Origin of the sequence: Bradyrhizobium iriomotense, assembly GCF_018129405.1 — a bacterium.
Classification (GTDB): Bacteria; Pseudomonadota; Alphaproteobacteria; order Rhizobiales; family Xanthobacteraceae; genus Bradyrhizobium; species Bradyrhizobium iriomotense_B.
On record NZ_JAFCLP010000030.1, the window covers coordinates 1 to 22265 of the forward strand.

Consider the following 22265-nt stretch of genomic DNA (forward strand, 5'->3'; position numbering starts at 1 on the left):
CCATAGAGAGTCAGCTTCCGAGCCCGGCCACAAGCCTTCCGAGAAGTGTGAATGTCGTAGCCCACAAGGGGAGAGGGGAAGAGTCCCTCACTTCAATATCGCCCGGATCGCATCGAATGTGCGCTTCACGAAAGCCTCGGGCTTCTCGCGCACACCCTCGCCGATCCAGCTCTCGCCGCCGACGCGCATCGCGCCGGTGGCGATCATGGCGACGAGCCGCGCCTTCAGCTGGTCCGATTTGTTTCTCGCGCGCCGTGCAAGCCCCTCGGCGAGCGCCCGCTCGAGCTTCTCGTATTTGAGCTGGTCGCGCGCCTGAAGCGCGGGATTGTCGCGCTTGAGCCGCGACATTGCCGCCGCTTCCGCGGGATCGATCCGCTTGACCGCCGCTGCGATCGCGTTCTCCGCCGCTGTCAGCATCGCTTCGTCCGCGGGCCGTGCCAGGATCTCGGTGACCAGCGCGGCCGCAGCATCCTCCTGCCAGGCGGCGACGACGTCCTCTTTCGACGCGAAGTAGTGGAAGAAGCTGCGGCGCGAGACATCGGCGGCCGCCGCGATGTCGTCGATGGTCGTGGCCTCGAAGCCGCGCTCCAGGAACAGCGCCATCGCCGCGCGGGTCAGCCGCTCGCGAGTCTCCTGCTGCTTGCGCTCGCGCAGGCCCGGCGCCGGTGATTTTCCTCCCGGCGTCAATGACTTGGCGCGTGTCCTGGCAGGCTTCGAAACCTTCAAAATATTCCACCTCTTGCAAATTTGCACTCAGTGCACATTTAGACCGTCGCGGCGCTTTTTCCAGCCCGAACGGAGCATGGCATGACCGACTGGACCACGGCAGACATCCCCTCCCTCAGCGGCAAGACCGCGGTCGTCACCGGCGCGACCGGCGGTCTCGGCTACGAGACGGCGATGGCGCTGGCGGGCGCCGGTGCCATTGTCATACTCACCGGACGCAGCGACGCAAAGGGCCTGCGCGCGATCGAGGGGATTTGCGAGCGGTTTCCCAATGCGCTGATCGCCTATGAGCATCTCGATCTCGCCAGCCTCTCCTCCGTCGCCGATTTCGCCAGGCGTTTTGCCGCCGGCAACGAGCAGCTCGATCTCCTCATCAACAATGCCGGTGTGATGGCGCTGCCTAAGCGGCAGCAGACCGAGGACGGTTTCGAGATGCAGCTCGGCACCAACTATCTCGGCCATTACGCGCTGACGGCGCGCCTGCTGCCGCAGCTTCGCCGGGCGAAGGCGCCGCGCGTGGTCAATCTCTCCAGCCTTGCGCACCGCTCCGGCGCGATCAATTTCGACGATCTGCAGAGCAAGAAATCCTATCGGCCGTGGCGGGCCTATTGCCAGTCGAAGCTCGCGATGCTGATGTTTGCGCTGGAATTGCAGCGTCGCAGCCTCGCCGCCGGCTGGGGTGTGACGAGCCTTGCCGCACATCCCGGCTACGCGCGGACCGATCTCATTTCGAACGGGCCGGGCGCCAACACGTTTCAGTGGCGGGTTGGCCGGTTGCTCCAGCCGTTGATGAGCCAGTCCGCGGCCGAAGGCGCATTGCCGACGCTGTTCGCCGCGACCTCGCCGGTTGCCGAGCCCGGCGGCTATTACGGTCCGAACGGGTTTTATGAAATGAAGGGACCGCCGGTGGCGGCGAAGATCATGCCGCGTGCGAGGGATTTCGCCGCGGCGGCCATGTTGTGGGATGCCTCGGCGACGCTGACAGGTGTATCCTTCGACGATATCGCGGTTGCCGCATGAGCCGCGGCGCCGTTGGGGACGTCCCGATGCGAGTGATCATCTTCGGCGCGACCGGCATGGTCGGGCAGGGTGTGCTGCGCGAGTGCCTGATCGATCCCGGCATCGCGCGCGTGCTCGTGGTCGGCCGCAGCCCGACCGGCGTGCGCGACGGCAAGCTCGCCGAGATCATACACGATGACTTCCTGAATTATTCAGCGATCGAAGCTCAGCTCACCGGCTACGATGCCTGCTTTTTCTGCCTCGGCGTCTCCTCGATCGGCATGAGCGAGGAGCGCTACCGCCATCTCACCTACGATCTCACGCTCGCGGCTGCGACGACGCTGGCGCGACTCAATCCGCAGATGATCTTCACCTACGTCACCGGTGCCGGCACCGATTCCACCGAGCAGGGCTCGCGGATGTGGGCCCGGATCAAGGGCAAGACCGAGAACGATCTGCTCAAGCTGCCGTTTAGGGGCGCCTATATGTTCCGGCCCGGCGCGATCCAGCCGCTGCATGGCGCCCGTTCCAAGACCGCCTGGGTGCAGGCCACCTATACCGCAACCTGGCCGCTCTGGTCGGTGCTGCGCCGGATCTCGCCTTCGCTCGTCACCTCGACCGAGCAGATCGGCCGCGCCATGATCCATGTTGCCCGGGAGGGGTATCCGCGGAAGGTGCTGGAGATGGAGGATATCAATGGCATCTAGCCGGCCAGCCGGTTAGTTGTGAGGAAATTTCGGCGCCTGCGCGCGTTGAGCCCCGTCTGCCCTGAAGGAGAAGCGCCGGCGATGTCTCCCCAGCTCAAAATGATCGCGCTCGATGCCGACGATCTCGCCGTGATCTCGGCCCATGTCCAGGATGCCCGCGTGCAGGCCTCGGACATCATCTGGCGGCAGGGCGAGAAGCGGCTGGTGGTCGGCATGAGCCGGCTGGACTGGGAGCAGACGCTGGACGGCGCGACCGAGCCGCGCCGGCTGGTCGCCGCGCTCCGCTTCGACCGTGTGCTCGCCTGCAAATCGCGCAACATCGACCTGGGCGCGCTGGACAAGGTGCTGGACCTCGTCGGCATCGAGTTTCACCCCCAGGACGGCCGCGCCGAAGAGCCCGGCGGCAGCGCCCTCCTGCTGTTCGCCCAGGGCGGCGCCATCCGCCTCGACGTCGAATGCCTGGAATGCGAGCTGACGGATCTGGGTACGGACGATCTGGGAACAGGCGTGGAGGTCGAGGGGGAGGGGTAAGGTGGCATGCCAACAGGGGCGGGGGTCCAAGGGTTGACGCCGCTTCCCCGCCGCGCCATTGAGCAGGGGGCCCGGGTGAGCCAATCCGCCCCAAAGACCAGCCGGAAGCCAAGCCAAAATGCCCATCCGTCTCGACCGCAGCAGCGCCGATTTTGACCAGCGATTCGCGGCCTTCCTCGCCGCCAAGCGCGAGGTTTCGGCCGACGTGGAGGCCGCCGCGCGCGCCATCGTCGACGATGTGGCGAGGCGTGGCGACGCAGCCCTGCTCGAGGCCACCGCCAAGTTCGATCGGTTGAAGCTGGATGCATCCGGCCTTCGTGTCACGACCGCCGAGATCGATGCCGCCGTGAAGGCCTGCGATGCGGCGACGCTGGACGCGCTGAAACTCGCGCGCGACCGCATCGAGACCTACCATAGCCGCCAGTTGCCGAAGGACGAACGCTTCACCGATCCGCTCGGCGTCGAGCTCGGCTGGCGCTACACTGCAATCGAATCCGCCGGCCTCTATGTCCCCGGCGGCACTGCGGCCTATCCGTCCTCGGTGCTGATGAATGCCGTGCCCGCGAAAGTCGCCGGCGTGTTGCGCGTCGTGATGGTGGTGCCCTCGCCCGACGGCAAGCTCAATCCGCTGGTGCTGGCGGCCGCGCATCTCGGCGGCGTCACCGAGATCTACCGCGTCGGCGGCGCGCAGGCCGTGGCCGCGCTCGCGCACGGCACCGCGACCATTGCGCCGGTCGCAAAAATCGTCGGGCCCGGCAATGCCTATGTCGCCGCCGCCAAGCGACTGGTGTTCGGTAAGGTCGGCATCGACATGATCGCCGGTCCCTCCGAGGTGCTCGTCATCGCCGATGACACCGGCAATGCCGACTGGATCGCCGCCGACCTCTTGGCGCAGGCCGAGCACGATGCCAGCGCGCAATCGATCCTGATCACGGATTCAGCGCGGCTTGCCGCCGATGTCGAAAAGGCCGTGGAGGCGCAGCTGAAGACGCTGCCGCGCGCGGCGATCGCAGGCAGTTCATGGGCCGATTTCGGCGCCATCATCATGGTGAAGAACCTCGCTGAGGCCATTCCGCTGGCGGATGCGATCGCCGCCGAGCATCTCGAGATCATGACCGTCGATCCCGACGCGCTCGCCGCGAAGATCCGCAATGCCGGCGCGGTGTTCCTTGGGGCCCATACGCCTGAGGCGATCGGCGACTATGTCGGCGGCTCCAATCACGTGCTGCCGACGGCGCGCTCGGCGCGATTCTCCTCAGGCCTGTCGGTGCACGACTTCATGAAGCGCACCTCGATCCTGAAATGCGGCCCGGATCAGCTCCGCGCGCTGGGACCGGCCGCGATGACGCTCGGCAAGGCGGAGGGGCTGGATGCCCATTCGCGCTCGATTGGATTGCGCCTCAATCTGTCATGACAAAGCCGCCCGGACAGGACGACTCCAGCAATCGCATCGTCGCGGTCACCCTCGACGAGGAATCGATCGGCCGTTCCGGGCCGGACATCGAGCATGAGCGCGCGATCGCGATCTACGACCTGATCGAGCAGAATCTGTTCGCGCCTGACGGTGCGGACGGGCAGGGCCCGTTCACGCTGCATATCGGCATCACCGGCAACCGCCTGATGTTTGACATCCGCCGCGAGGACGGATCGCCCGTGGTCGCGCATCTGCTGTCGCTGACGCCGTTCCGGCGGATCGTGAAGGACTATTTCATGATCTGCGACAGCTACTACCAGGCGATCCGCACCGCGACCCCGGACAAGATCGAGGCCATCGACATGGGCCGCCGCGGCATTCATGACGAGGGATCGCGCACGCTCCAGGAGCGGCTGAAGGGCAAGGTGCGGGTCGATTTCGAGACCTCGCGCCGGCTGTTCACGCTCATTACCGTCCTTCATTGGAAGGGCTAAGCGCGATGGCGGGTCCGCCACGGGCACGCGATCCGCAATCGGTGCTGTTCGCCTGCGCGATGAACAGCGTGCGCTCGCCGATGGCCGAGAGCCTGCTGCAGCACATGTTTCCGCAAGGCCTCTACGTGAAGTCGGCCGGCGCCAGGAAGGGTGAGCTCGATCCGTTCGCGATCGCCGTGATGGCCGAGCTCGGCCAGGATATCTCCACCCACAAGCCGCAGACCTTCGAGGAGCTGGAGGACTGGGAGGGCCTGAATTTCGACCTCATCATCACGCTCTCGCCGGAAGCGCACCACAAGGCGCTGGAGCTGACCCGTACGCTCGCCGCCGACGTCGAATACTGGCCGACCCAGGATCCCACCACCATCGAGGGCAGCCGCGACCAGAAGCTCGCCGCCTATCGCGAGGTCTGCGACCAGCTCCTGCTGCGCATCCGCCGGCGGTTTGCCAAGGTCGGCGCGGCGAGCGGGTAGCATCCGGCGGGCGTAACACCTGCGTCACAGACTGAGGGCACAGCGATGTCGGACAGCTCGAATCAGCAAAGTCCGGGTTCCCGGGTTGTGAAATCAGCCCCCTTCCGATAGGTTCCGCGCGCAATTCACCCCTGCCTCATCCCCCAAATCACCTGATGCTCGGCCGCCCCAAATTCGTACTTGCCTCCGGTTCGCCGCGGCGCCTGTCGCTGCTCAACCAGGCCGGCATCGAGCCGGACGCGCTCCGGCCGGCCGACGTCGACGAGACGCCGAGGCGAGGTGAGCTGCCGCGCGCCTGCGCCAATCGGCTCGCGCGGGCAAAGGCCGATGCGGCACTCAAATCGGTGCAGCTCGACGACGAGCTGCGCGGGTCCTTCATCCTCTCCGCCGATACGGTGGTGGCGGTCGGCCGCCGCATCCTGCCCAAGGCCAATCTCGTGGACGAAGCCGCGCAGTGCCTGCGGCTGCTGTCGGGCCGCAACCACCGCGTCTACACCGCGATCTGCCTGGTGACCCCGCGCGAGGCCTTCCGCCAGCGCCTGGTCGAGACCCGCGTCCGTTTCAAGCGCCTGTCGGAGGACGACATCCAGGCCTATATCGGCTCCGGCGAATGGCGCGGCAAAGCCGGCGGCTACGCCGTGCAGGGCATCGCCGGCTCGTTCGTAGTGAAGATGGTCGGCTCCTACAGCAACGTCGTCGGCCTGCCGCTCTACGAGACCACGACGCTGCTCGGCGGCGAGGGCTTCCCGATCCGCTTCGGCTGGCTCAACTCCACTGCGGTCTGAGCGCCAGGGCCGCGCCGACAAAAACCTCGAAAACAACCCCATGCACAGTAGAATGGCCCGGCCGGGTCCGGACCGAGGCGCATGTGCCGCTGCTCCCGGAACCCCTTCGCCGACAGGCGCTTGAACCTCCTCACCCCGTGCAAGCTGCGCGCATCATGGACGACCAGGTCAAAAAGCCCGCCGGGCCACTCAAAACCTGCCCGATCTGCGGCAAGCCGCAGGCGCAGGCCACCCGCCCGTTCTGCTCCTCGCGCTGCCGCGACGTCGATCTGAACCGCTGGCTGAAGGGCTCCTACGTCATCCCTGGCCGCGACGACGAGGTGGATGACGTCGAATAGATAAATAATATCAAGTGTTTAATTGAGTGCGCGTTCCGCGGTGCCGGCAAGGCCCCACCTTGTGCACAGCCGGGCCACGCCCCGCGAAGGCAAAGGCGAAGCGTGGGTGGACAGGCAGCTCTCGGCCCACTATAACCCGCCCGCTCGATGGGCTTTGGCCCCTCTCTTGGAGCACGCCCAGGTAGCTCAGTTGGTAGAGCATGCGACTGAAAATCGCAGTGTCGGTGGTTCGATTCCGCCCCTGGGCACCAAAACTGCGATTTTGTGCGACGGCATGGCGGGCTGCCGTCCGGACTACATGCCGGTCGTTCTGGCGGCACTCGAGGCCGCGCTGGGCCCGCTCTTCACCATCCATGGCTTGCTCTGCACGACGTGCTTCTCGAGTCCGATCATCGTCGTCAATGGACAACGGCATCGTGGTGCTGCTGGCCGTGCTCGTCCGGACGCGGTCCGCGAGCTAGGGCTCACCGGCGCCGGCGCGCGCCGGCTTGAGCGTTGATCATCGACACGATCGTCTCTCGGATCCAGCGTTGACCGCTGTGTCCGTGACTGCGCTCGTGCCACACCATCCCGACTGCGAACCCATCTATGGGGAATGGACAGTCGATCAATTTGAGCTTGTCGGCGCGGCCGACGACCAGCCGCTCCGGCACCAGGGCCACGAACTCGGACCGGGCCACGATCTCGGGAACGAACAGGAATGAAGCGGCCGACAGCACCACTTGTCTTTTCTGTCCGAAGGCCCCCAGCGCGTCGTCCACGGGTGTGACGAAGTCACCCCCGCGAAGCGACACGATCACGTGCTCCAGCTGGGCAAACTCCTTGACCGTGATCTTGCTGCGAAGTCGCGGGTGATCGCGGCGGCCAATGAGCACATACCGCTCGTCGAACAGATGTCTGGTGCGAAGCCTGGGCGGGGCATCTTGCGGCGTCATAAGAGCGAGGTCCACGTCGCCCCGCTCCATTTGTGATTCCAGCTGCAGCAGATCCAGATTGCGGATCGCTACGCGTACCCCGGGCGCCCTCGTCCTGAGCTGCATGACCAGCGGTTCGACCAGCGCCGCCTGCAAATAATCCGTGCAGGCGATCGCGAAGCTCAACTTCGCTTTGGCGGGATCGAAGTGCCTGTGTGTGGCCACGGTGGCGCGAACCTGATCCAGCGCCTGGCGCAGCGGATCGAGCAGTTCGATGGCCTTGACGGTTGGCGTCATCCCTCGCTGGGCAGGGATCAGCAACAAGTCATCGAATTCATTCCTGAGGCGATTCAGCTGGGCGCTGACTGCGGGTTGGCTCAGGTGCAGGCGGGCGGCGGCTTTAGTCACGTTCTGCTCCACGAGCAGCGCCTCCAGCGTGACGAGCAGATTGAGGTCGAGGCGGTTGGTATCCATGCTGTGGATAGTAACCGAGCATTTCCGTGATTTCAAATATAGCTGACGGTGGTGTTCTCTTGCCGGGACGAAGGTTCGTCTTTTCCGCTTGGGAGCTCAGTCCATGAAAATTCTGCTGGTTTTCGCACATCCCGAACCGAATTCACTCAACGGAGCGCTCCGCGATATTGCAATCGAGGAGCTGAAAGCGCAGGGCCATGAGGTGCGCGTCAAGGACCTGTATGCCGACCGCTGGAAGTCGGAAGTCGACCGCGCTGACTTTCCGGCGTGGCCCCCCGGCGAGCGCTTCATCGCAGGCCTGGCCTCCAAGAAGGCTTTCGAATCCGACACGCTCACTGCGGACGTGAAAGCCGAAATCGAGAGCCTGCTTTGGGCAGACATGTTGATCCTTCAGTTTCCGCTGTGGTGGTACAGCATGCCGGCCATCCTGAAGGGATGGGTCGAACGGGTGTTTGCATACGGGTTCGCTTACGGGGTTGGCGAACACAGCGAACAGCGTTGGGGTGATCGTTTCGGGGAAGGCACGCTGGCCGGCAAGCGGGCCATGTTGGTCGTGACGACCGGTGGTTGGGAGGACCACTACTCGGTTCGCGGCGTCAACGGTCCGATCGACGACCTCTTGTTCCCGATCAACCACGGGATCCTGTATTATCCGGGCTACGACGTGCTGCCGCCGTTTCTCGTCTACAAAGTGGATCGTTTCAGCGATGGTGAATTCGATCGCGCGGCCGAGCGCCTGCGCGAGCGCATGAGAACCATCGAGACAACGGCGCCGATTCCCTACCGGCAACAGAACGGGGGCGACTACTTCATCCCCAGCATGCAACTGAAGCCCGGGCTTGAGGACGCAGGTGCGTCGGGCTTTTCGCTGCATGTGAGCCGCGCCAGCGCGACGGAAAGGTCGGGAGCCAAATCGGCCGCTTGAATCCGTCGCTTGAATGAGAAAGAGGAGTCGCGCCCTACGTCAGCAATGATTTGATCCGCGCGGCGTCCTCTGGCGTCGCCGGATTGTAGACCACTATGCTTAGGTCCGGCCGGCCGTCGACCGCGAACGCCGAATATTCGAACGCGAGCGGGCCGAGCACCGGATGGCGGATGTGCTTGACGGTCTCGCCCTGCGCGTCGCGGACATCGTTGTCGCGCCACATCGCCTTGAACCTCCGCCACCATGCCAAGCGCTCACGCCACCATACTAAGGACAAACAGCGGTCCATCGTGTCGGTGGTTGCGTATGATTCGCTCCCTGGGCACCATTTTCCCACCATTCAGTATAAAACCGCGAGCCATTGCGGAGCTCCCGTAGGCCTATTCGGTCCCCGATCGGCATCTGCGGCGGTGTCGTCGCCGACGCCTCAGCGGATCGCAGCCTGCAGCTCCGCTCCGTGTCGCCTGGGCGCCACTTCGACCGCCGAAGCCAAAAGGCTCGGCTGGAGCAGGACGGTGAAATCTTCGAGCGGTAGCGGCGGAGAGAAGATATAACCTTGTGCCATGGTCGCGCCGTTTTCGGCCGCGAACCGAAGGTCTTCGGCCGTTTCGATGCCTTCTACGACCGTTTCGAACCCCAATTCGTCCGCAAGTCCGAGCGCCAGGCGAAGGATCGTCTGCTTCTCGCGGTCTTCCGCGACACCCGCGACGAGCGTGCGATCGAGCTTCACGGCGTCGAAGGGGAGCCTCGCCATCGTCGAAAGATTCGAATAGCCGGCTCCGAAATCGTCCATCGCGAAGCGTATGCCCAATTGCCTGAGCAGGCTTATTCTCTCGCGCACGACATCGGGATTGCGCATCGCGACCGACTCTGTGATCTCGATCTCGAGGTGTGGCGGCGGGAAGTCGGCCTCGCGAACGGTCGTGACGATATCCTTGATGAACAGCGGGTCCTCGATTTCCGTCGCCGCGACATTTACGGCGAGCACGAGGTTTGAGCCGGCCCGGATCAAGCCCCCGATTTCGGCGAGCGCGCGCCTGAGCACGAAGCGGTCGATCTCCATGATGAGGCCGATCTCTTCCGCGATCTTGATAAAGCGCTGAGGAGGAATGTTGCCCTCCTTCGGATGATGCCAGCGCGCCAGCGCCTCCACCCCCAGGATGCGGCCATCCACGCAGGACACCTTGGGCTGGTAATGGACGACGAGCTCTTCATTGCGGATCGCCAAGGCGAGATCGGTTTCGAGCGCATGCCGGGCACGCGCGACCTCTGCGAGATCCGGAGTGAAGAACGCGTGGGTATTGCGTCCCGAACTCTTCGCGACGTACATCGCAAGGTCGGCGCGGATCAGGAGATCCTCATAGGTTGTGCCGTGGGTGGGCCAGATCGCAACGCCGATGCTGACGCCGATGGTCGCATGATTGCTCTGGAGCTTGAAGGAAACCTGCAGCGTCTCGATCATCTCGCGGGCACAGAGGCTCGCGGCCTCGACCGTCTTCACCCCAGCGATGATGGCGACGAACTCGTCGCCCCCGACCCGGGCGAGCAGACTTTTGCCGGCAGCGACCTTGGACGTCAGCAAATTGCTCAAGCGCTCGGCCACCATCCTGAGCAACTCGTCGCCAGCCTTGTGCCCGAAAGTGTCGTTGATGGATTTGAAGCCATCGAGGTCGAGGAAGAACAGCGCTCCGCCTTCTTCCGCGTCGATGAGCGCCGGCGCATCGACGCGCATCTTCTCCCGATTGGGAAGGCGGCTCACCGTATCGTAGAAAGCGAGCTGACGAATTCTTCGCGTGCTCGCCCGCAAATGCGTCAGCATTCGCTCGAATGCGAGGCCGAGGCCGCGAACCTCGCCGATGCCCGTTGCGCGGAACGGAACGTCGAGATTGCCTCCTGCGATTTCCTGGGCGGTCTTGGCGAGCGCCGAAAGTCCTTTCGTGAGGTGCCTTACGGCGGCCAATAGCGCGACGACCAAGGCACCAAGCGCCAGCGCCGCGGATGCCAGGAACTGCCACATCAGCGAACGGGTATGGGCGGCGCCGATCTGGAACATCTGATCGCGTGTCGTCGTCACGAGCGATGCTCGCGCGAACGTACACACCTTGAGCGTCGCCTCGTATTCGACACAGCGCGCGACGTAGTTGCCGTCATCCGAGCGCTGCAGCCCGCCCAAACGCGTCCTGGCACTGCTGAATTTCACCCCTTCGGGCCCCGCGGACGACACGATCTCGTTGTCACCCATGATGATGACCACGCCGGCATTGGCTAGCGAAGTGAAGTTCTCGAGAGTCCGCTCCGTGCGCCCGAGCGGTCGGATGGCGACAAGCGCGCCGATGAGGTCGCCGAAGTCGTCGAACACGGGCTCGATTGCGGTGTGCGCTATAGTGCGGCGCAGCGGCAGGCCAAGCGCTGACAATTCACCCGATTTGAGCTCATAGGTGGCTTCCTCACCCCGCGGGTGCGAGCGGCTATTGTTCTTGAGGATCGCCCTGAGATTGACAGAGAGGTCGGTCCCCTCGATCGCCCCGTTCAGAGCGAGGAGGTCGAGGGGCGTGTTGGCACCGATCACGCGGCCGGTTTCGTCGAAGGCGATCAGCCTTTCGAAGCCGGAGGTCGAAGCAACGATGCCGAACAGCTCGCGGATAGTCACATCGTTGTTCGAGGCGACCGCCTTGGCGACATCGGCGCGCTGAGCGATCTGACGCAGGCGTGATGCGGTTTCCGCGCCGAGGACCTCGATTCGCGCTCGCGCCAACTGCGCCTCGCCGTCGAGGCGATGAGCGAGCTGGCCTTCTGAGAGTTCACCCAGTGCCGCAGCCTGCTGCCTCAGTTGCTGCTGCAGGCGTAGCGCCGTCAAGCCACCGATGAGGCCGAGCCCGAGCACGCCGGTCGCGAGCACGACGGCAACAAGGCGCATGGCGATAGACGAGGGGAAACCCGGAACCCCGGACGGAACGGCCCAACGACGCCAGCGGGGCGGCGCCCTCGATGCCTTCGCCATATCGGTGTCAGTCGCCACCACTGCCAGCACCCTGAACTTGCGGGGACCGATCAATGTCGCTCGCTGAGGCCCCACTGACTTGTCTTCCAGGCGCCGAATTTAGGCGAGTGAAACCCTCTAAATCGTCTATTTGTCGTCTATTTGTGACTAGTTAATTACCAACTGGTTTTTCGAAACCATCAAATTGTGTGCTTTCACTTTCTGTTCGCCGCACTGATGATTCCAAAAGGCACGCCGTTGCGACAACACAAGGTTTAGGTTTCTTTGCCAGATTGTGCACCTCGTGGTTCGAAGGGGTCTGCAATGGCATTTTCGAGGATCATGGCAGCCCTTTTGGGCCTTTGCCTTGCGGTGGTGAATGCCGCTGGCGCCGAAACACGCAGGCTCGACATCGTCGGGACCGGAGACGGCATCGATGTCCTGCGCGCCATCGCCGCGAGCTTCATGCAGCAGGAAGGATCGGCACAGGTCGAGGTCCCGCCGAGCATCGGTTCCGGCGGAGGCATCGCGGCCGTGGGGTCCGGTAAGGCGATCCTAGGGCGCGTCGCACGCCGCCTGACCGACGCCGAAGCGGCTTCCGGCATCGTCTACAAGGCGATCGCCCGCCTGCCCTCAGCTTTCATCGTCCATCCCGGCTGCGGAGTGAGTGCCGTCACAAGTGCTCAGCTCGTTGCGATCTATTCGGGCCGCCTTGCGAATTGGAAGGAGCTGGGCGGCGCCGATATGCGCATCCGCGTCGTGCGGCGCGAGGACCAGGACAGCACTCTCACCGTGCTACGGGCCAGCATGCCCGGCTGGCATGATCTCGAGATCACCGAGAAGTCGAAAATGGCAACGACCACACAGGAAGCGATCGAGACGGTTCGCGATGTTCAAGGGGCGATCGGCTTCGGTCCTTTCTCGCGGCCGTTGGAACAGGGGCTCACGGTGCTTCGCGTGGACGGTCACTACCCGACGGACGCGGATTATCCCTCGAGCGTGGTGCTGGCGCTGATCTATTTAAAGACGTTGCAGGATCCGGACGCGCTGGCCTTTCTACGCTTTGCCGGTGCGCAGAAGGCAGCCGACGTCATCACCGGCCTCGGTAGTCTGCCTGTCAAGCCGTGAGGCGCCGGGGCCCGGCGGCCGCCGGCGCTGCCGAACTCGGCATCGGCTCACAGACCGGGGCGATGAGGCTGCTCCCGGCTTCGCCATAGACGGGTGACTTTGTCCATCAGCGATGGGGTTTGAGAGCTCGGCAGGAAAGGATCGGCGTAGCATTGCGCATTGGCCGAGCGCGCCTTGTTCTTCACGATCTCGACGAGACCAACGGGGCCGGCGACGTAGACCGTATCCTCGAGCCCAAGCAGAGGCAGGTAGTGCGATGGGCGCCCGGGCCTGATCGGCAGGGTAGACCCGACCTCCGTCGTCGCAATGACGTCGCGGACACCGTCGTCGATCAGCCACTGCAACGAGGGAAGCATATAGAGATTATCGACATCCCGGCTGCCAGCGACGACCGCCATCTCGCGGTTGCGCTGGGTCGAGCGCGCCGAGCGGGCGAGCGCCCAGATCGGGGCCCAGCCTGCTCCGCCGGCGACCAGCACCAGCGGCCCCTGGCCCTGTCGTAGATAGGCTTGTCCGAAGGGGCCTTGCACATGCGCCGCATGGCCTGGCCTGATGGCTTTGCCGAGCTGCCCCGACACGGTGCCGTCAGGCAGGCACCGGATGTGGAAGACGAGTTCGACTTGCTTGAAGGAACCATCGAGCCTGAAGGTCGGGCTGAACTCGCGCGCAGGATAGCCGGAAAATTTGACGCGCACATATTGTCCCGGCCGAAACTCGAGCGGCGCTGAGGTCGTCAGTACGACTTCGGCGATCTCCGACGAGAGCTGGTTGATCTCGGTGACGGCGCCCGCCCGCTTCACCGGTAGCGGCAATTCTTCGAATTCGATCTCAGCATCGCCTGCGACCGCTGCCTGGCAGGCGAGCACAGTGCGGCCATAGCCCGAGCCGCCGTCATCGACCGAGCCCGAAACGACCGTCACCCGGCAGCTCTGACATTGTCCCGATCTGCAGTCGTGTGGAACGAGTATCGAGCCGCCGAGCGCCGCGTCGATCAGGCTTTCGCCGGCACGGGCTTCGACGAGCTTGCCGTTGATGACGAGCCGACAATGCCTCTTCATCGCGAGGCCTCTAGGAGTGGCCTCCGGTCGAGCACGTCGCCGCTCACGAGAGCCCTATTTCTGCGACACGACACGCACCGGACGGTTATGGCTCGCATGCCGCGTCTGTGCATGGTCGAAGACAGCGACCCACATGTAGAGATCGCGGCCTGGCACGAAGGCTTTGTCATATCTGCCATCGCTTTTCATGTTGCGCGTCAGCTCGAGCGTCCAATGTCCGTTGCTCCATTTTGAAACCCCGGCGACATTGGCTCGCTCTCCTTCGGTGTCGCCGGCAATAATCACGCCGGGCAGGATCGTGCCAACGGGAATCCTCGCGTCGGCCTCTGGAGTGTAGGGTTCGCTCTCCCCGTCGTACATGTACCAGCGGCCGTTCTCGTCGTCGCTGCTGTCGGGATCAAGATCGAATTTGCCGAGGGCTGCGACTTGCGCCTTCCAGTCCTTGGGAAGCCGCAGAACCGTGACGGGCCCTTTGTCGTTCCGGTGGATGAACTTGAAGTTATACGAATAAAGAGCGCGGCCAGGCTTATTCCAATAGCCGCCCTGATAGCGGGCATCGTAATTCTGCTCGTCCAGGGTCGGGGCGTAGGGCGGGCCGATATATTGGCTGTCGACGCGCCCGAGCATGCCCCCGCGCGACGCCTTCCACTGCCACATGTCTATGTAGCTGCCATCCGTCGTGTAGTGGAAGCCCCGGCCGTTGATCGGCATCGGTTTGCCGGGCAGCGGGTTGGTGCCGAGACCCGTCGCGCCTGCGCCGCCGAGCGATGGATTATCCGAGAAAATGACCGCCAGTTTATCCTCGTAGAAGTCGGCGGCGTCTTGCAGACCCGCACGCTCGTCGAGGGCGTGCCAGCCATCCTCTTGCTTGATGATCGGAATGCGGCGGAGGGAGCGCGTCGGATCCTCCCAGCGGAAGGCAAAATAGATCTTCTGCCCGTCGTGCAGGGCGCGCACCTCCACGCGCGATTCGCCCGATCCGCCGAGATTGGCACCCTGCTGCGTGCGAATGAAGACGGGGAGCGCGCGCGACCAGGCGGGATCTCCCATGGCGCCGTCGAGCTTGGGCGCGGCGCCCACCCGCGCGACGACGAGCGTATCGCGCGTCGCCCAGTCGAGCCCGGCGATGCCGCACGCGACTGCCACCCCGATTGCAGCGGCGACGAGAAGAGGCCTCGGCCGCACGGCCTTCGTGATCGCGAGCGGCGTCGGCCGAAACACGCGGAAAATCTGCTGCCAGCCGCCATAGAGATAATGCGCGGCGACATGCGCGAAGATATAGACGAGCGCGACGAAGGCGGCGATCGAGTGGAGATAAGCCCACCAGCCGCCATAGCCGAGATACATCATGACGCCCGTCCCCGTGAGGAAGATCACGAGCGCATAGACGAACCAGTGCAGGATGACGTTGACGGCTCCCCACTTGAGGCGAGCCGGGGCGCGCATCGCGAGGATCCGCGTCTTCTTGGGGCTGTTGCGCTCGACGAGGCCGCTGCGCGCGAGGTAGGCGACGTAGGCCGACCCGCAGAAGAAGACGGCGAGCCCCGCGAGGAAATGCCAGGAAAAGATCTCGCCCTGCGGCAGGACCGGAGCAAGCCATTTCGAGAAGGGGGCGTGCAGCGCGTCCGCTGCGATGCGTATGCCGGTAACGAGGCTTACGACGAACGCCAGCGCGGTCGCCCAATGGAGGGTTATCGTCCCGACATCGGTGCGTGGCGGGCTTTCTCGAGTCTTTGTTTGAGCGAGGCGTTTCTCGGTCAAGGCATCGGCGTTCGTTCGAGCGGCGACATCGTTCATTGCATAAAGCTTACCCGCGGTAAACCAGCAGTTGCGCCAGAAAGGCTGCGAAGCATTGGGGATTTGGCGAGATGGGCGTGGTCGCCGAAGAAGCCAAGACGGGCGGCAACGATCATTGTCCCAATCAACGGTCGGCCAACGAGCCGTCCTCGGGGCATACGCCAGTCTCGAAGCCTGGTCTCTAATCCTGCTTGGCTCTGGTGCTGGGCAGCTCAGAGCGCGGCCATTGCGCGGATCGCCAACCCGCGTCCATCGTAAACTCGGCGGAAACCGCTGGGAGGACGCAGGTAGCCGATGCTTCCACGCAACTTGAATTTATATAGTAATTTCAATTATATATACGAGTTTGTGGTTTTGTTCTGACTGGCGCACATCCAGCCTGTTCGCTGAATTTCCCCAATCCTCATCGAAGCGCCGAACGACGGCCGCGAGCTCCGTCTCGCTTGCGCGTCAGCCGGACCACCGCGCAGCTCGCTCCCGAACCAGATCTCGCCCGCCCATTCCTGGCACCCTGCTTGCTCAGTCAGGACCTAAGCCAGGCCTTGGCGAGAAGGCCGTTTCAGATTGAGGCAAAGCTATGCAGGAAGTGTCCCGTTCTGGTGCTGCTGGTGAACTCCAGCTCGATGCGTTGATCGCCGATTTGTGGTGGCGTGTTCGGCTGCTGAACACCGACATTCTCGAGGAAGAAGCGAAAACCGGGGTGTTCGACGTGAATCAGCCGACCTATCCGTTGCTCGCGGCCAACCTTCGCGCGCGGCGCGACAATCTGGTGTCGACGATCGGCGTGCTCGAGCAGCGTGCGAGATCGATGTCGGAAGCGGCTTGAGAGCGGTCTCCGGTTGAGGGCGGCGATCAACCGCCCTCATTGCCGCGACCGCCGACGCGATGCACACATAGTCCCTGCCGGGCCCGCCGGGATCATCGGATTGTCATCGCCCGGTCAATGAATGCTGCTCCTTTCGCCGCGCTTCGCGGAGAGTGGACATGCATCTGATCAAGACAATTTCTTCCGACCGCCGGTCGATCCTGAAGGGCCTCGCGGCCGCAGCCGTCGCGCCGCTGGCGGCGCCGGCTTTTGCCGCCGAGGGACTGCCGGCGCAACTGAGCGGACCTGCGGCCGCAATCGCCACCGACGAGGCCTATTGGACGGCCGTGAAGGGGCTCTATGCCGTGACGCCTGACGTCGTCAATCTGGAGAACGGCTTCTGGGGCATCATGGCCGAGCCGGTGAGGCGGGAGTTCATCCGCCTGTCCGACATGGTCAACTATCAGAACACCTACTACGCGCGGCAGCGCGCGGGCGCGGATTTCGAGGCCGTGCGGGCCAAGGTGGCGGCGGCGGTCGGAGCTGCGCCGGAGGAAATCGCGCTCACCCGCGGTGCGACCGAAGCGCTGCAGCTGCTCATCAGCGGCTACAACAGGCTGAAGCCCGGCGACAGCGTGCTCTACGCCGACCTCGACTACGATTCGATGCAATATGCCATGAATGCGCTCAAGGTGCGTCGCGGTGTCGACGTGGTCAAGTTCGATGTGCCGGAGCCGGCCACGCGTCAGGGCGTGCTCGACGCCTATGCCCGCGCGCTCGAGGCCAATCCGAAGACCAGGCTTCTCCTCCTCACCCATGTCAGTCATCGCACCGGCCTCATCATGCCGATCACCGAGATCGCGCGCATGGCCAGGGCGAAGGGCGTCGATACCATCGTCGACGCAGCTCATTCCTGGGGGCAGATGGACTTCAGGGTGGGCGAGCTCGAGGTCGATTTCGTCGGCTTCAACCTGCACAAATGGATCGGCGCGCCGGTCGGCGTGGGCTTCCTCTACATCAAAAAGGACCGCCTCGCCGCCATCGATCGCGACCTCGGTGACGAGGACTTTCCGGAAACCGACATCCGCTCGCGCGTGCACACCGGCACGGTCAATTTCGCGACGGTGCTGACGGTGCCCACGGCCGTCGAGCTCCATCAGCAGATTGGTGCTGCGGCGAAGCAGGCCCGCCTGCGCTACTTGCGCGACTACTGGGTCAGTCGCAGCAGGGGCTTCAAGGACCTCGAGATCCTGACGCCGGACGAGGCGGGCCTCTATGGTGCGATCACATCCTTCCGCCTCGCCGGCAAGACGAGCAAGGTCGACAACGACGCCATCGTGGCGAAGCTCAGGGACACCTACAAGGTCCTGACGGTTCGCCGGGCGGGCGTCGCCAAGGGCCAATGCATCCGCGTGACGCCGGCGCTCTACACCGAGGAGGCCGATCTCGACCGCCTCGTCGAGGCGCTTGCCGCCATCACGGGTACGAAGGCGGGCTGAAGGCGCGCGAGGCGGACGGCGTGTTTGAGGTGACACCCGCGAGCGTGCCAACCATGGTCTGCGACCATCGCGATCAACCCGAGGTCCACGATCATCGCCACTAAACGTTCCGGCGGCGGAGCTGCGACGTGCCCCAGCAATCGTCTGCGCGTGGCGCCTATGTCCATTCGCGATTGTGAGGCTTGAGCACGAGCCAGCTTCCTGCTGCCGTGCTATGGCTGCTCCCCGCAACGACGCGAGGCCAGCCATGCTCCCCATTCCCGCCGACATCTTCACCGAGCCCGAGGACGTCTCGCCCGACGCCCTCGCCAATCTCGGACCGCTTCGCCGTCTTGCCGGCACGTGGCAGGCGGACAAGGGCATCGACATCAATCCGAAGGCGGAGGGGCCGGAGCGGCGCACCTTCATCGAGCGTATCAGGATGGACCCGATCGATCCGCAGGCCAACGGGCCGCAGCTGTTCTATGGCTTGCGCTATCACATCCACATCAACACGCCGGAAGAAGACATCACCTTCCACGACCAGGTCGGCTACTGGCTGTGGGAGCCCGCGACCGGGCTGATCATGCAGACGCTGGCGATCCCGCGCGGGCAGGTGCTGCTGGCGTCGGGCAAGGCCGCGCCGGACGACCGCAAGATCTCCGTCACGGCCAAGCGCGGCGATACCGCCTACGGGATCTGCTCGACCGACTTCCTGGAACAGGCCTTCCGCACCGATTCCTACCGCTGCGACATCACCTTCAACGACGACGGAAGCTGGACCTATCTGATCCAGACCGAGTTGTTCGTCCGCGGCGCGCCGTTCAATCATCACGACACCAACACGCTCCAGCTCATAGCGCCGCCAAAGCTCAATCCGCTCGCGGTGATCGTCAACGATCGCGCCAAAGCCGATGGCGGCAGTGGAACGGCGGCTTGAGCGTCATCCGGAGATTTGCATGAAGCCCCATGTCATTTGCCTGATGCATTCGAGCCTCGATGGCCGTACGCATCCCAGCCGCTGGCGTCCGAAGGGCGCGGGCACGGACTGGTTCGAGAAGATCCACGAGGAGCTCGGCGGCGATGCCTGGGTGATCGGCCGCGTCACCGGCTCGGAGTTCGCCAAGGGCAAGCCCTATCCCGCGACCTCGGGCGAGACGTTTCCGCGCCAGAACTGGTTCGCGCGGCGCGACGCGAAGACCTACGGCGTCGTGCTCGACGCGCAGGGCAAGATCGGCTGGGGCCGTTCGGATATCGGCGGCGATCCGATCGTGCTGGTGCTGACCGAGAGCGTGCCGGATTCGCATCTCGCAGGGCTGCGCGGCGAGGGCGTGTCCTACATCTTCGCCGGCAAGTCCGAAATCGACCTGGCGCTGGCGCTCGACATCCTCAATCACGAGTTGGGGGTGAAGCGGTTGCTGGTGGAGGGCGGCGGCGTCGCCAATGGCGCCTTCCTGCGCGCCGGTTTGATCGACGAATTCAATCTGATCCTCAGTCCCGCGATCGACGGCGCCAAGGGCGCACCCTTTGTGTTCGATTCGACGGAAGCGGACAGCGACAAGCGCGCGCCCCTTGCCGCGATGACGCTGGAGAGCGTGCGGGAGCTCGGCGGAGGCGTCTTGCTGCTGCGCTATTTGATCAAGAACGATCCGCAAGGCGTGGCCGGGTAAAGCGTCGCCATGCCGGATATGTCGGAGCACATTGTCATCGTCGGCGCCGGTGCGGCGGGTCTGATGGCGGCGCGCGAGCTCGCGCGCGCCGGCAAGAGGGTGACCATCCTCGAAGCACGCGAGCGCTGCGGCGGTCGCATTCATCCGCTGCCGGCATCGGAGTTTGGCTACCCCGCCGATGGCGGCGCCGAATTCGTCCATGGCGAGGCGCCGGTCACGCGTGCCCTGCTGCGCGAGGCGGGGCTGTCGCTTCAGGCGATCGAAGGCACGCAATGGAGCTTTGACGGCACAGCGCTCTCGCGCGAAGAGCGCCACGATCCGCATGAGGCGGAGCTGCATGCCGTGCTCGGGGAGTTGAAGGACGATCTCACCGTCACCGATTTCCTGCGCCGCTATTTTGCCGGACCAGAATACGAGCGGCTGCGCTATTCCATCGAGCGCATGGTCGAGGGCTACGATGCGGCCGATCCGGCGCGCGCCTCCATCCTGGCGCTGCGCGAGGAATGGATGGACGGCGGGCATCACGCCCAGGCGCGCATCGTCGGCGGCTATGGCGCGCTGATCGAATTCCTGGCGGCCGGGTGCCGCGGGCATGGCGCCGCGATCCGCTTTGGTTGCGTGGTGTCGGCAATTGAAGAGACGGGCGGTGCGCTCGTCGTTCGTTGCACCAATGGCGACATGCACGGCTGCGACCGCGTGATCGTCACCGTGCCGCTGCCGTTGTTGCGGGATATCGCTTTGCCCGCCGCCGCGCGGACGAAGGCCGCAGCCGCCGACGACATCGGCTTCGGCGGCGTGATCAAAATCCTGCTGCGCTTTGCGCGGCCATGGTGGCGCGAGCGAAATCCGGATCTCGCGGACATGACCTTCCTGCTGTCGGACCAGGCCATTCCGGTGTGGTGGACGCGCTATCCGGACCGCCATCCCGTGCTCACCGGCTGGTTCGGCGGCCCGCGAACGGCGGAGCTGTCGCATCTCGATTCGCAAGGGCTGGTCGAGGCGGGACTGGACTCGCTCGCCACGATCTTCGGCCTGCCCCGCGAGGACGTCGCGCGCGAGCTCGTCGCGGCCGCGGCGACCAACTGGACGCATGACCCCTTCGCCTGTGGCGCCTATTCCTGGGCGACGCCGCGCACACGCGATGCGCAGGCGATCCTCGCGCGCGCCGACGGTGCCGTGCTGTTCTCCGGCGAAGCGCTCTATCGCGGCCGCGACATGGGTACGGTCGAGGCCGCGCTGGCGAGCGGGCTGGCGACGGCGGAGATGATGTTGCGCGGATGAAAAAGGCCCGCGCATTCGCGGGCCTTTCGTTCGTCCGTGCAGGTCGGTTTACGCAGGTCGATTTACCAGCGGCTGCCGCCAAAACCAAACGTCACGCTGGGGCCGCCGCCGTAATAACCGTACGGTCCGCCGCCATAATAGCCGTGGTGCCGCGGGTAGTAGCCGTAGCTCCGGTAATATGGGCGATAGTAACCGTGGTGGTGATGGCGCCAGTGATGATGGCGGTGGCCATGATAGTGCCGGTGCTGCGCGCTGATGTCGGTCGGCGCGTTGTGCTTCGCGCTCGTGGTGTTGGCCGCGTTCGCCGCCGATCCGCCGGCCAGCGCCGCGGCTCCGATGGCCATCACGGCAATGAGATACTTCATGTCGTCACTCCAGTTGATGTCGTGTGACAACACATGGGTGCTGGCTGCGTTCCGGCCAGTGCGGGCGTCGAAACGACGCAGCGCGCGATGTCCGAGTCCGGCGAATCATCGCATGCCGTGGGATTTATTGTCGCATCACCGCGCGCGCCGCGCCTCTGCCATCACTTCGCCGCGAATGACGCGATCACGTCGCTGGTCGTGACGATGCGTGCGAATTCGCCGTTGAGATTCGACAGCGTCATCGCGTGGATCTCCGCGGCGGAATGCGCATCGCCGTCGGGCCCGACCCGGTCGAACGTCCAGGTCGCATCGCGCACCAGGCGCGCATCGAAGCCGAGATTGCCGGCCATCCGCGTCGTCGTCTCGATGCAATGATTGGTGGTGGCGCCGCAGATGACGAGCGTCGTGATGCCAGCTTCACGCAGGCGCGTATCGAGGTCCGTGCCGATGAAGGCGCTGTTGACGCGCTTGACGATCACGGGCTCGCCGTCCTGCTCGCGCGCCTCGTCCTTGACGGCGTAGCCGGAACGCGATGGCAGGAACGACGAGTTCGGCTTGGTGCCCTCGTGGCGGATGTGGAAGATCGGCGCGCGATTGGTCCGGAAGGCCGCGAGCAGGTCGCCGATGCGCGCCACGGCCTCGGGATTGTTGCGCCGCTTGCCGGCCGCCTCCCATTCGTCGAAGGCGCGCTGGACGTCGACGACGATGAGGGCGGGGAGGGGAGTGGGCATGGCGGGGCCTTCGGACGTTTGCAGAGCCGACTATGCGCAGCGGTCGGGAGGGCGCAATGCCAATCTTCCCTCGTTTCGCGACGTCGTTGCAGGTTCGTAGCCCGGATGGAGCGAAGCGTAATCCGGGACCGCTGCATCCAGTTCGAGACTTTCCCGGATTACGCTGTGCTCCATCCGGGCTACGAGTCCTCC

General features: G+C 64.7%; 22 protein-coding genes, 1 tRNA gene and 1 pseudogene. 16 read left to right on the plus strand and 8 right to left on the minus strand.

Translation table 11 applies throughout. The features are described from left to right. Positions 1–87 precede the first annotated feature (87 nt). Entirely contained in the window at positions 88–726 is a 639-nt protein-coding gene (locus JQ592_RS35540) for a TetR/AcrR family transcriptional regulator (protein WP_211407363.1), read from the minus strand. An 81-nt stretch (positions 727–807) separates the two neighbouring features. Between JQ592_RS35540 and JQ592_RS35545 the strand changes: the two genes are divergently transcribed. The 9 genes from JQ592_RS35545 (at position 808) to JQ592_RS35585 (ending at position 6718) form a co-directional block, all read left to right on the plus strand. Beyond that, positions 808–1746 carry an SDR family oxidoreductase gene (locus tag JQ592_RS35545; RefSeq protein ID WP_211407364.1) on the plus strand — a complete coding sequence of 313 codons (939 nt, stop codon included), beginning with the start codon at positions 808–810 and terminating at the stop codon, positions 1744–1746. Positions 1747–1772: 26 nt separating this feature from the next. Continuing rightward, positions 1773–2432, plus strand: coding sequence for an epimerase (locus JQ592_RS35550; RefSeq protein WP_211407365.1), 660 nt, complete (start codon positions 1773–1775; stop codon positions 2430–2432). Between the two features lie 81 nt (positions 2433–2513). Next, on the plus strand, positions 2514–2963 hold the full coding sequence (locus JQ592_RS35555; RefSeq protein ID WP_211407366.1) for a DUF2948 family protein: 450 nt from the start codon (positions 2514–2516) through the stop codon (positions 2961–2963). A gap of 118 nt (positions 2964–3081) precedes the next feature. Continuing rightward, positions 3082–4377, plus strand: a complete 1296-nt coding sequence (gene hisD, locus JQ592_RS35560; RefSeq protein ID WP_211407367.1) for a histidinol dehydrogenase — start codon at positions 3082–3084, stop codon at positions 4375–4377. Then, complete coding sequence (locus JQ592_RS35565) at positions 4374–4871, plus strand: UPF0262 family protein (RefSeq protein WP_211407368.1); 498 nt, start codon at positions 4374–4376, stop codon at positions 4869–4871. Before hisD ends, JQ592_RS35565 begins: the two co-directional genes overlap by 4 nt. Positions 4872–4876: 5 nt before the next feature. Continuing rightward, positions 4877–5344, plus strand: coding sequence for a low molecular weight phosphatase family protein (locus tag JQ592_RS35570; protein ID WP_211407369.1), 468 nt, complete (start codon positions 4877–4879; stop codon positions 5342–5344). A gap of 155 nt (positions 5345–5499) precedes the next feature. Continuing rightward, complete coding sequence (locus tag JQ592_RS35575) at positions 5500–6129, plus strand: Maf-like protein (RefSeq protein WP_018646418.1); 630 nt, start codon at positions 5500–5502, stop codon at positions 6127–6129. A 155-nt stretch (positions 6130–6284) separates the two neighbouring features. Continuing rightward, a complete protein-coding gene (yacG, locus tag JQ592_RS35580; RefSeq protein ID WP_080135149.1) occupies positions 6285–6467 on the plus strand; it encodes a DNA gyrase inhibitor YacG in 183 nt (60 codons plus the stop codon). A gap of 175 nt (positions 6468–6642) precedes the next feature. Then, positions 6643–6718: transfer RNA gene (locus JQ592_RS35585), tRNA-Phe, on the plus strand. Between the two features lie 213 nt (positions 6719–6931). Here the strand turns inward: JQ592_RS35585 and JQ592_RS35590 are convergent. Continuing rightward, positions 6932–7855: a LysR family transcriptional regulator gene (locus JQ592_RS35590; protein ID WP_211407370.1), complete on the minus strand. Its 924-nt coding sequence runs from the start codon at positions 7853–7855 to the stop codon at positions 6932–6934. 103 nt (positions 7856–7958) lie between these two features. Between JQ592_RS35590 and JQ592_RS35595 the strand changes: the two genes are divergently transcribed. Then, on the plus strand, positions 7959–8780 hold the full coding sequence (locus tag JQ592_RS35595; protein ID WP_211407371.1) for an NAD(P)H-dependent oxidoreductase: 822 nt from the start codon (positions 7959–7961) through the stop codon (positions 8778–8780). A 34-nt stretch (positions 8781–8814) separates the two neighbouring features. Here JQ592_RS35595 and JQ592_RS35600 read toward each other — a convergent pair. Both JQ592_RS35600 and JQ592_RS35605 read right to left on the minus strand, forming a co-directional pair. Then, a pseudogene (locus tag JQ592_RS35600) lies at positions 8815–9012 on the minus strand (transcriptional regulator); the annotation flags it as partial. 195 nt (positions 9013–9207) lie between these two features. Next, on the minus strand, positions 9208–11835 hold the full coding sequence (locus JQ592_RS35605) for a bifunctional diguanylate cyclase/phosphodiesterase (protein WP_246820949.1): 2628 nt from the start codon (positions 11833–11835) through the stop codon (positions 9208–9210). A 249-nt stretch (positions 11836–12084) separates the two neighbouring features. On the opposite strand from JQ592_RS35605, the gene JQ592_RS35610 reads away from it, so the two are divergent. Continuing rightward, positions 12085–12888: a PstS family phosphate ABC transporter substrate-binding protein gene (locus tag JQ592_RS35610; RefSeq protein ID WP_211407421.1), complete on the plus strand. Its 804-nt coding sequence runs from the start codon at positions 12085–12087 to the stop codon at positions 12886–12888. A gap of 47 nt (positions 12889–12935) precedes the next feature. Here JQ592_RS35610 and JQ592_RS35615 read toward each other — a convergent pair whose 3' ends face one another. Continuing rightward, on the minus strand, positions 12936–13946 hold the full coding sequence (locus JQ592_RS35615; protein WP_211407372.1) for a 2Fe-2S iron-sulfur cluster-binding protein: 1011 nt from the start codon (positions 13944–13946) through the stop codon (positions 12936–12938). 54 nt (positions 13947–14000) lie between these two features. Further along, entirely contained in the window at positions 14001–15743 is a 1743-nt protein-coding gene (locus JQ592_RS35620) for an ethylbenzene dehydrogenase-related protein (RefSeq protein WP_211407373.1), read from the minus strand. Positions 15744–16320: 577 nt separating this feature from the next. Between JQ592_RS35620 and JQ592_RS35625 the strand changes: the two genes are divergently transcribed. The 5 genes from JQ592_RS35625 to JQ592_RS35645 all read left to right on the plus strand — a co-directional run bounded on the left by JQ592_RS35625 (position 16321) and on the right by JQ592_RS35645 (position 20977). After that, complete coding sequence (locus JQ592_RS35625; protein WP_211407374.1) at positions 16321–16569, plus strand: hypothetical protein; 249 nt, start codon at positions 16321–16323, stop codon at positions 16567–16569. Between the two features lie 158 nt (positions 16570–16727). Continuing rightward, a complete protein-coding gene (locus JQ592_RS35630) occupies positions 16728–18047 on the plus strand; it encodes an aminotransferase class V-fold PLP-dependent enzyme (RefSeq protein ID WP_211407375.1) in 1320 nt (439 codons plus the stop codon). Positions 18048–18294: 247 nt separating this feature from the next. After that, the gene (locus JQ592_RS35635) at positions 18295–18966 is read left to right on the plus strand and encodes an FABP family protein (protein WP_211407376.1); all 672 of its coding nucleotides are present in this window, start codon (positions 18295–18297) and stop codon (positions 18964–18966) included. A 19-nt stretch (positions 18967–18985) separates the two neighbouring features. Beyond that, positions 18986–19696, plus strand: coding sequence for a RibD family protein (locus JQ592_RS35640; RefSeq protein WP_211407377.1), 711 nt, complete (start codon positions 18986–18988; stop codon positions 19694–19696). Between the two features lie 9 nt (positions 19697–19705). After that, positions 19706–20977, plus strand: coding sequence for a flavin monoamine oxidase family protein (locus tag JQ592_RS35645; protein ID WP_211407378.1), 1272 nt, complete (start codon positions 19706–19708; stop codon positions 20975–20977). Between the two features lie 62 nt (positions 20978–21039). On the opposite strand, the gene JQ592_RS35650 is transcribed toward JQ592_RS35645, so the two are convergent. Beyond that, entirely contained in the window at positions 21040–21342 is a 303-nt protein-coding gene (locus JQ592_RS35650) for a hypothetical protein (RefSeq protein WP_211407379.1), read from the minus strand. Positions 21343–21503: 161 nt separating this feature from the next. After that, on the minus strand, positions 21504–22073 hold the full coding sequence (locus JQ592_RS35655; RefSeq protein WP_211407380.1) for a cysteine hydrolase family protein: 570 nt from the start codon (positions 22071–22073) through the stop codon (positions 21504–21506). Between the last annotated feature and the right edge of the window lie 192 nt (positions 22074–22265).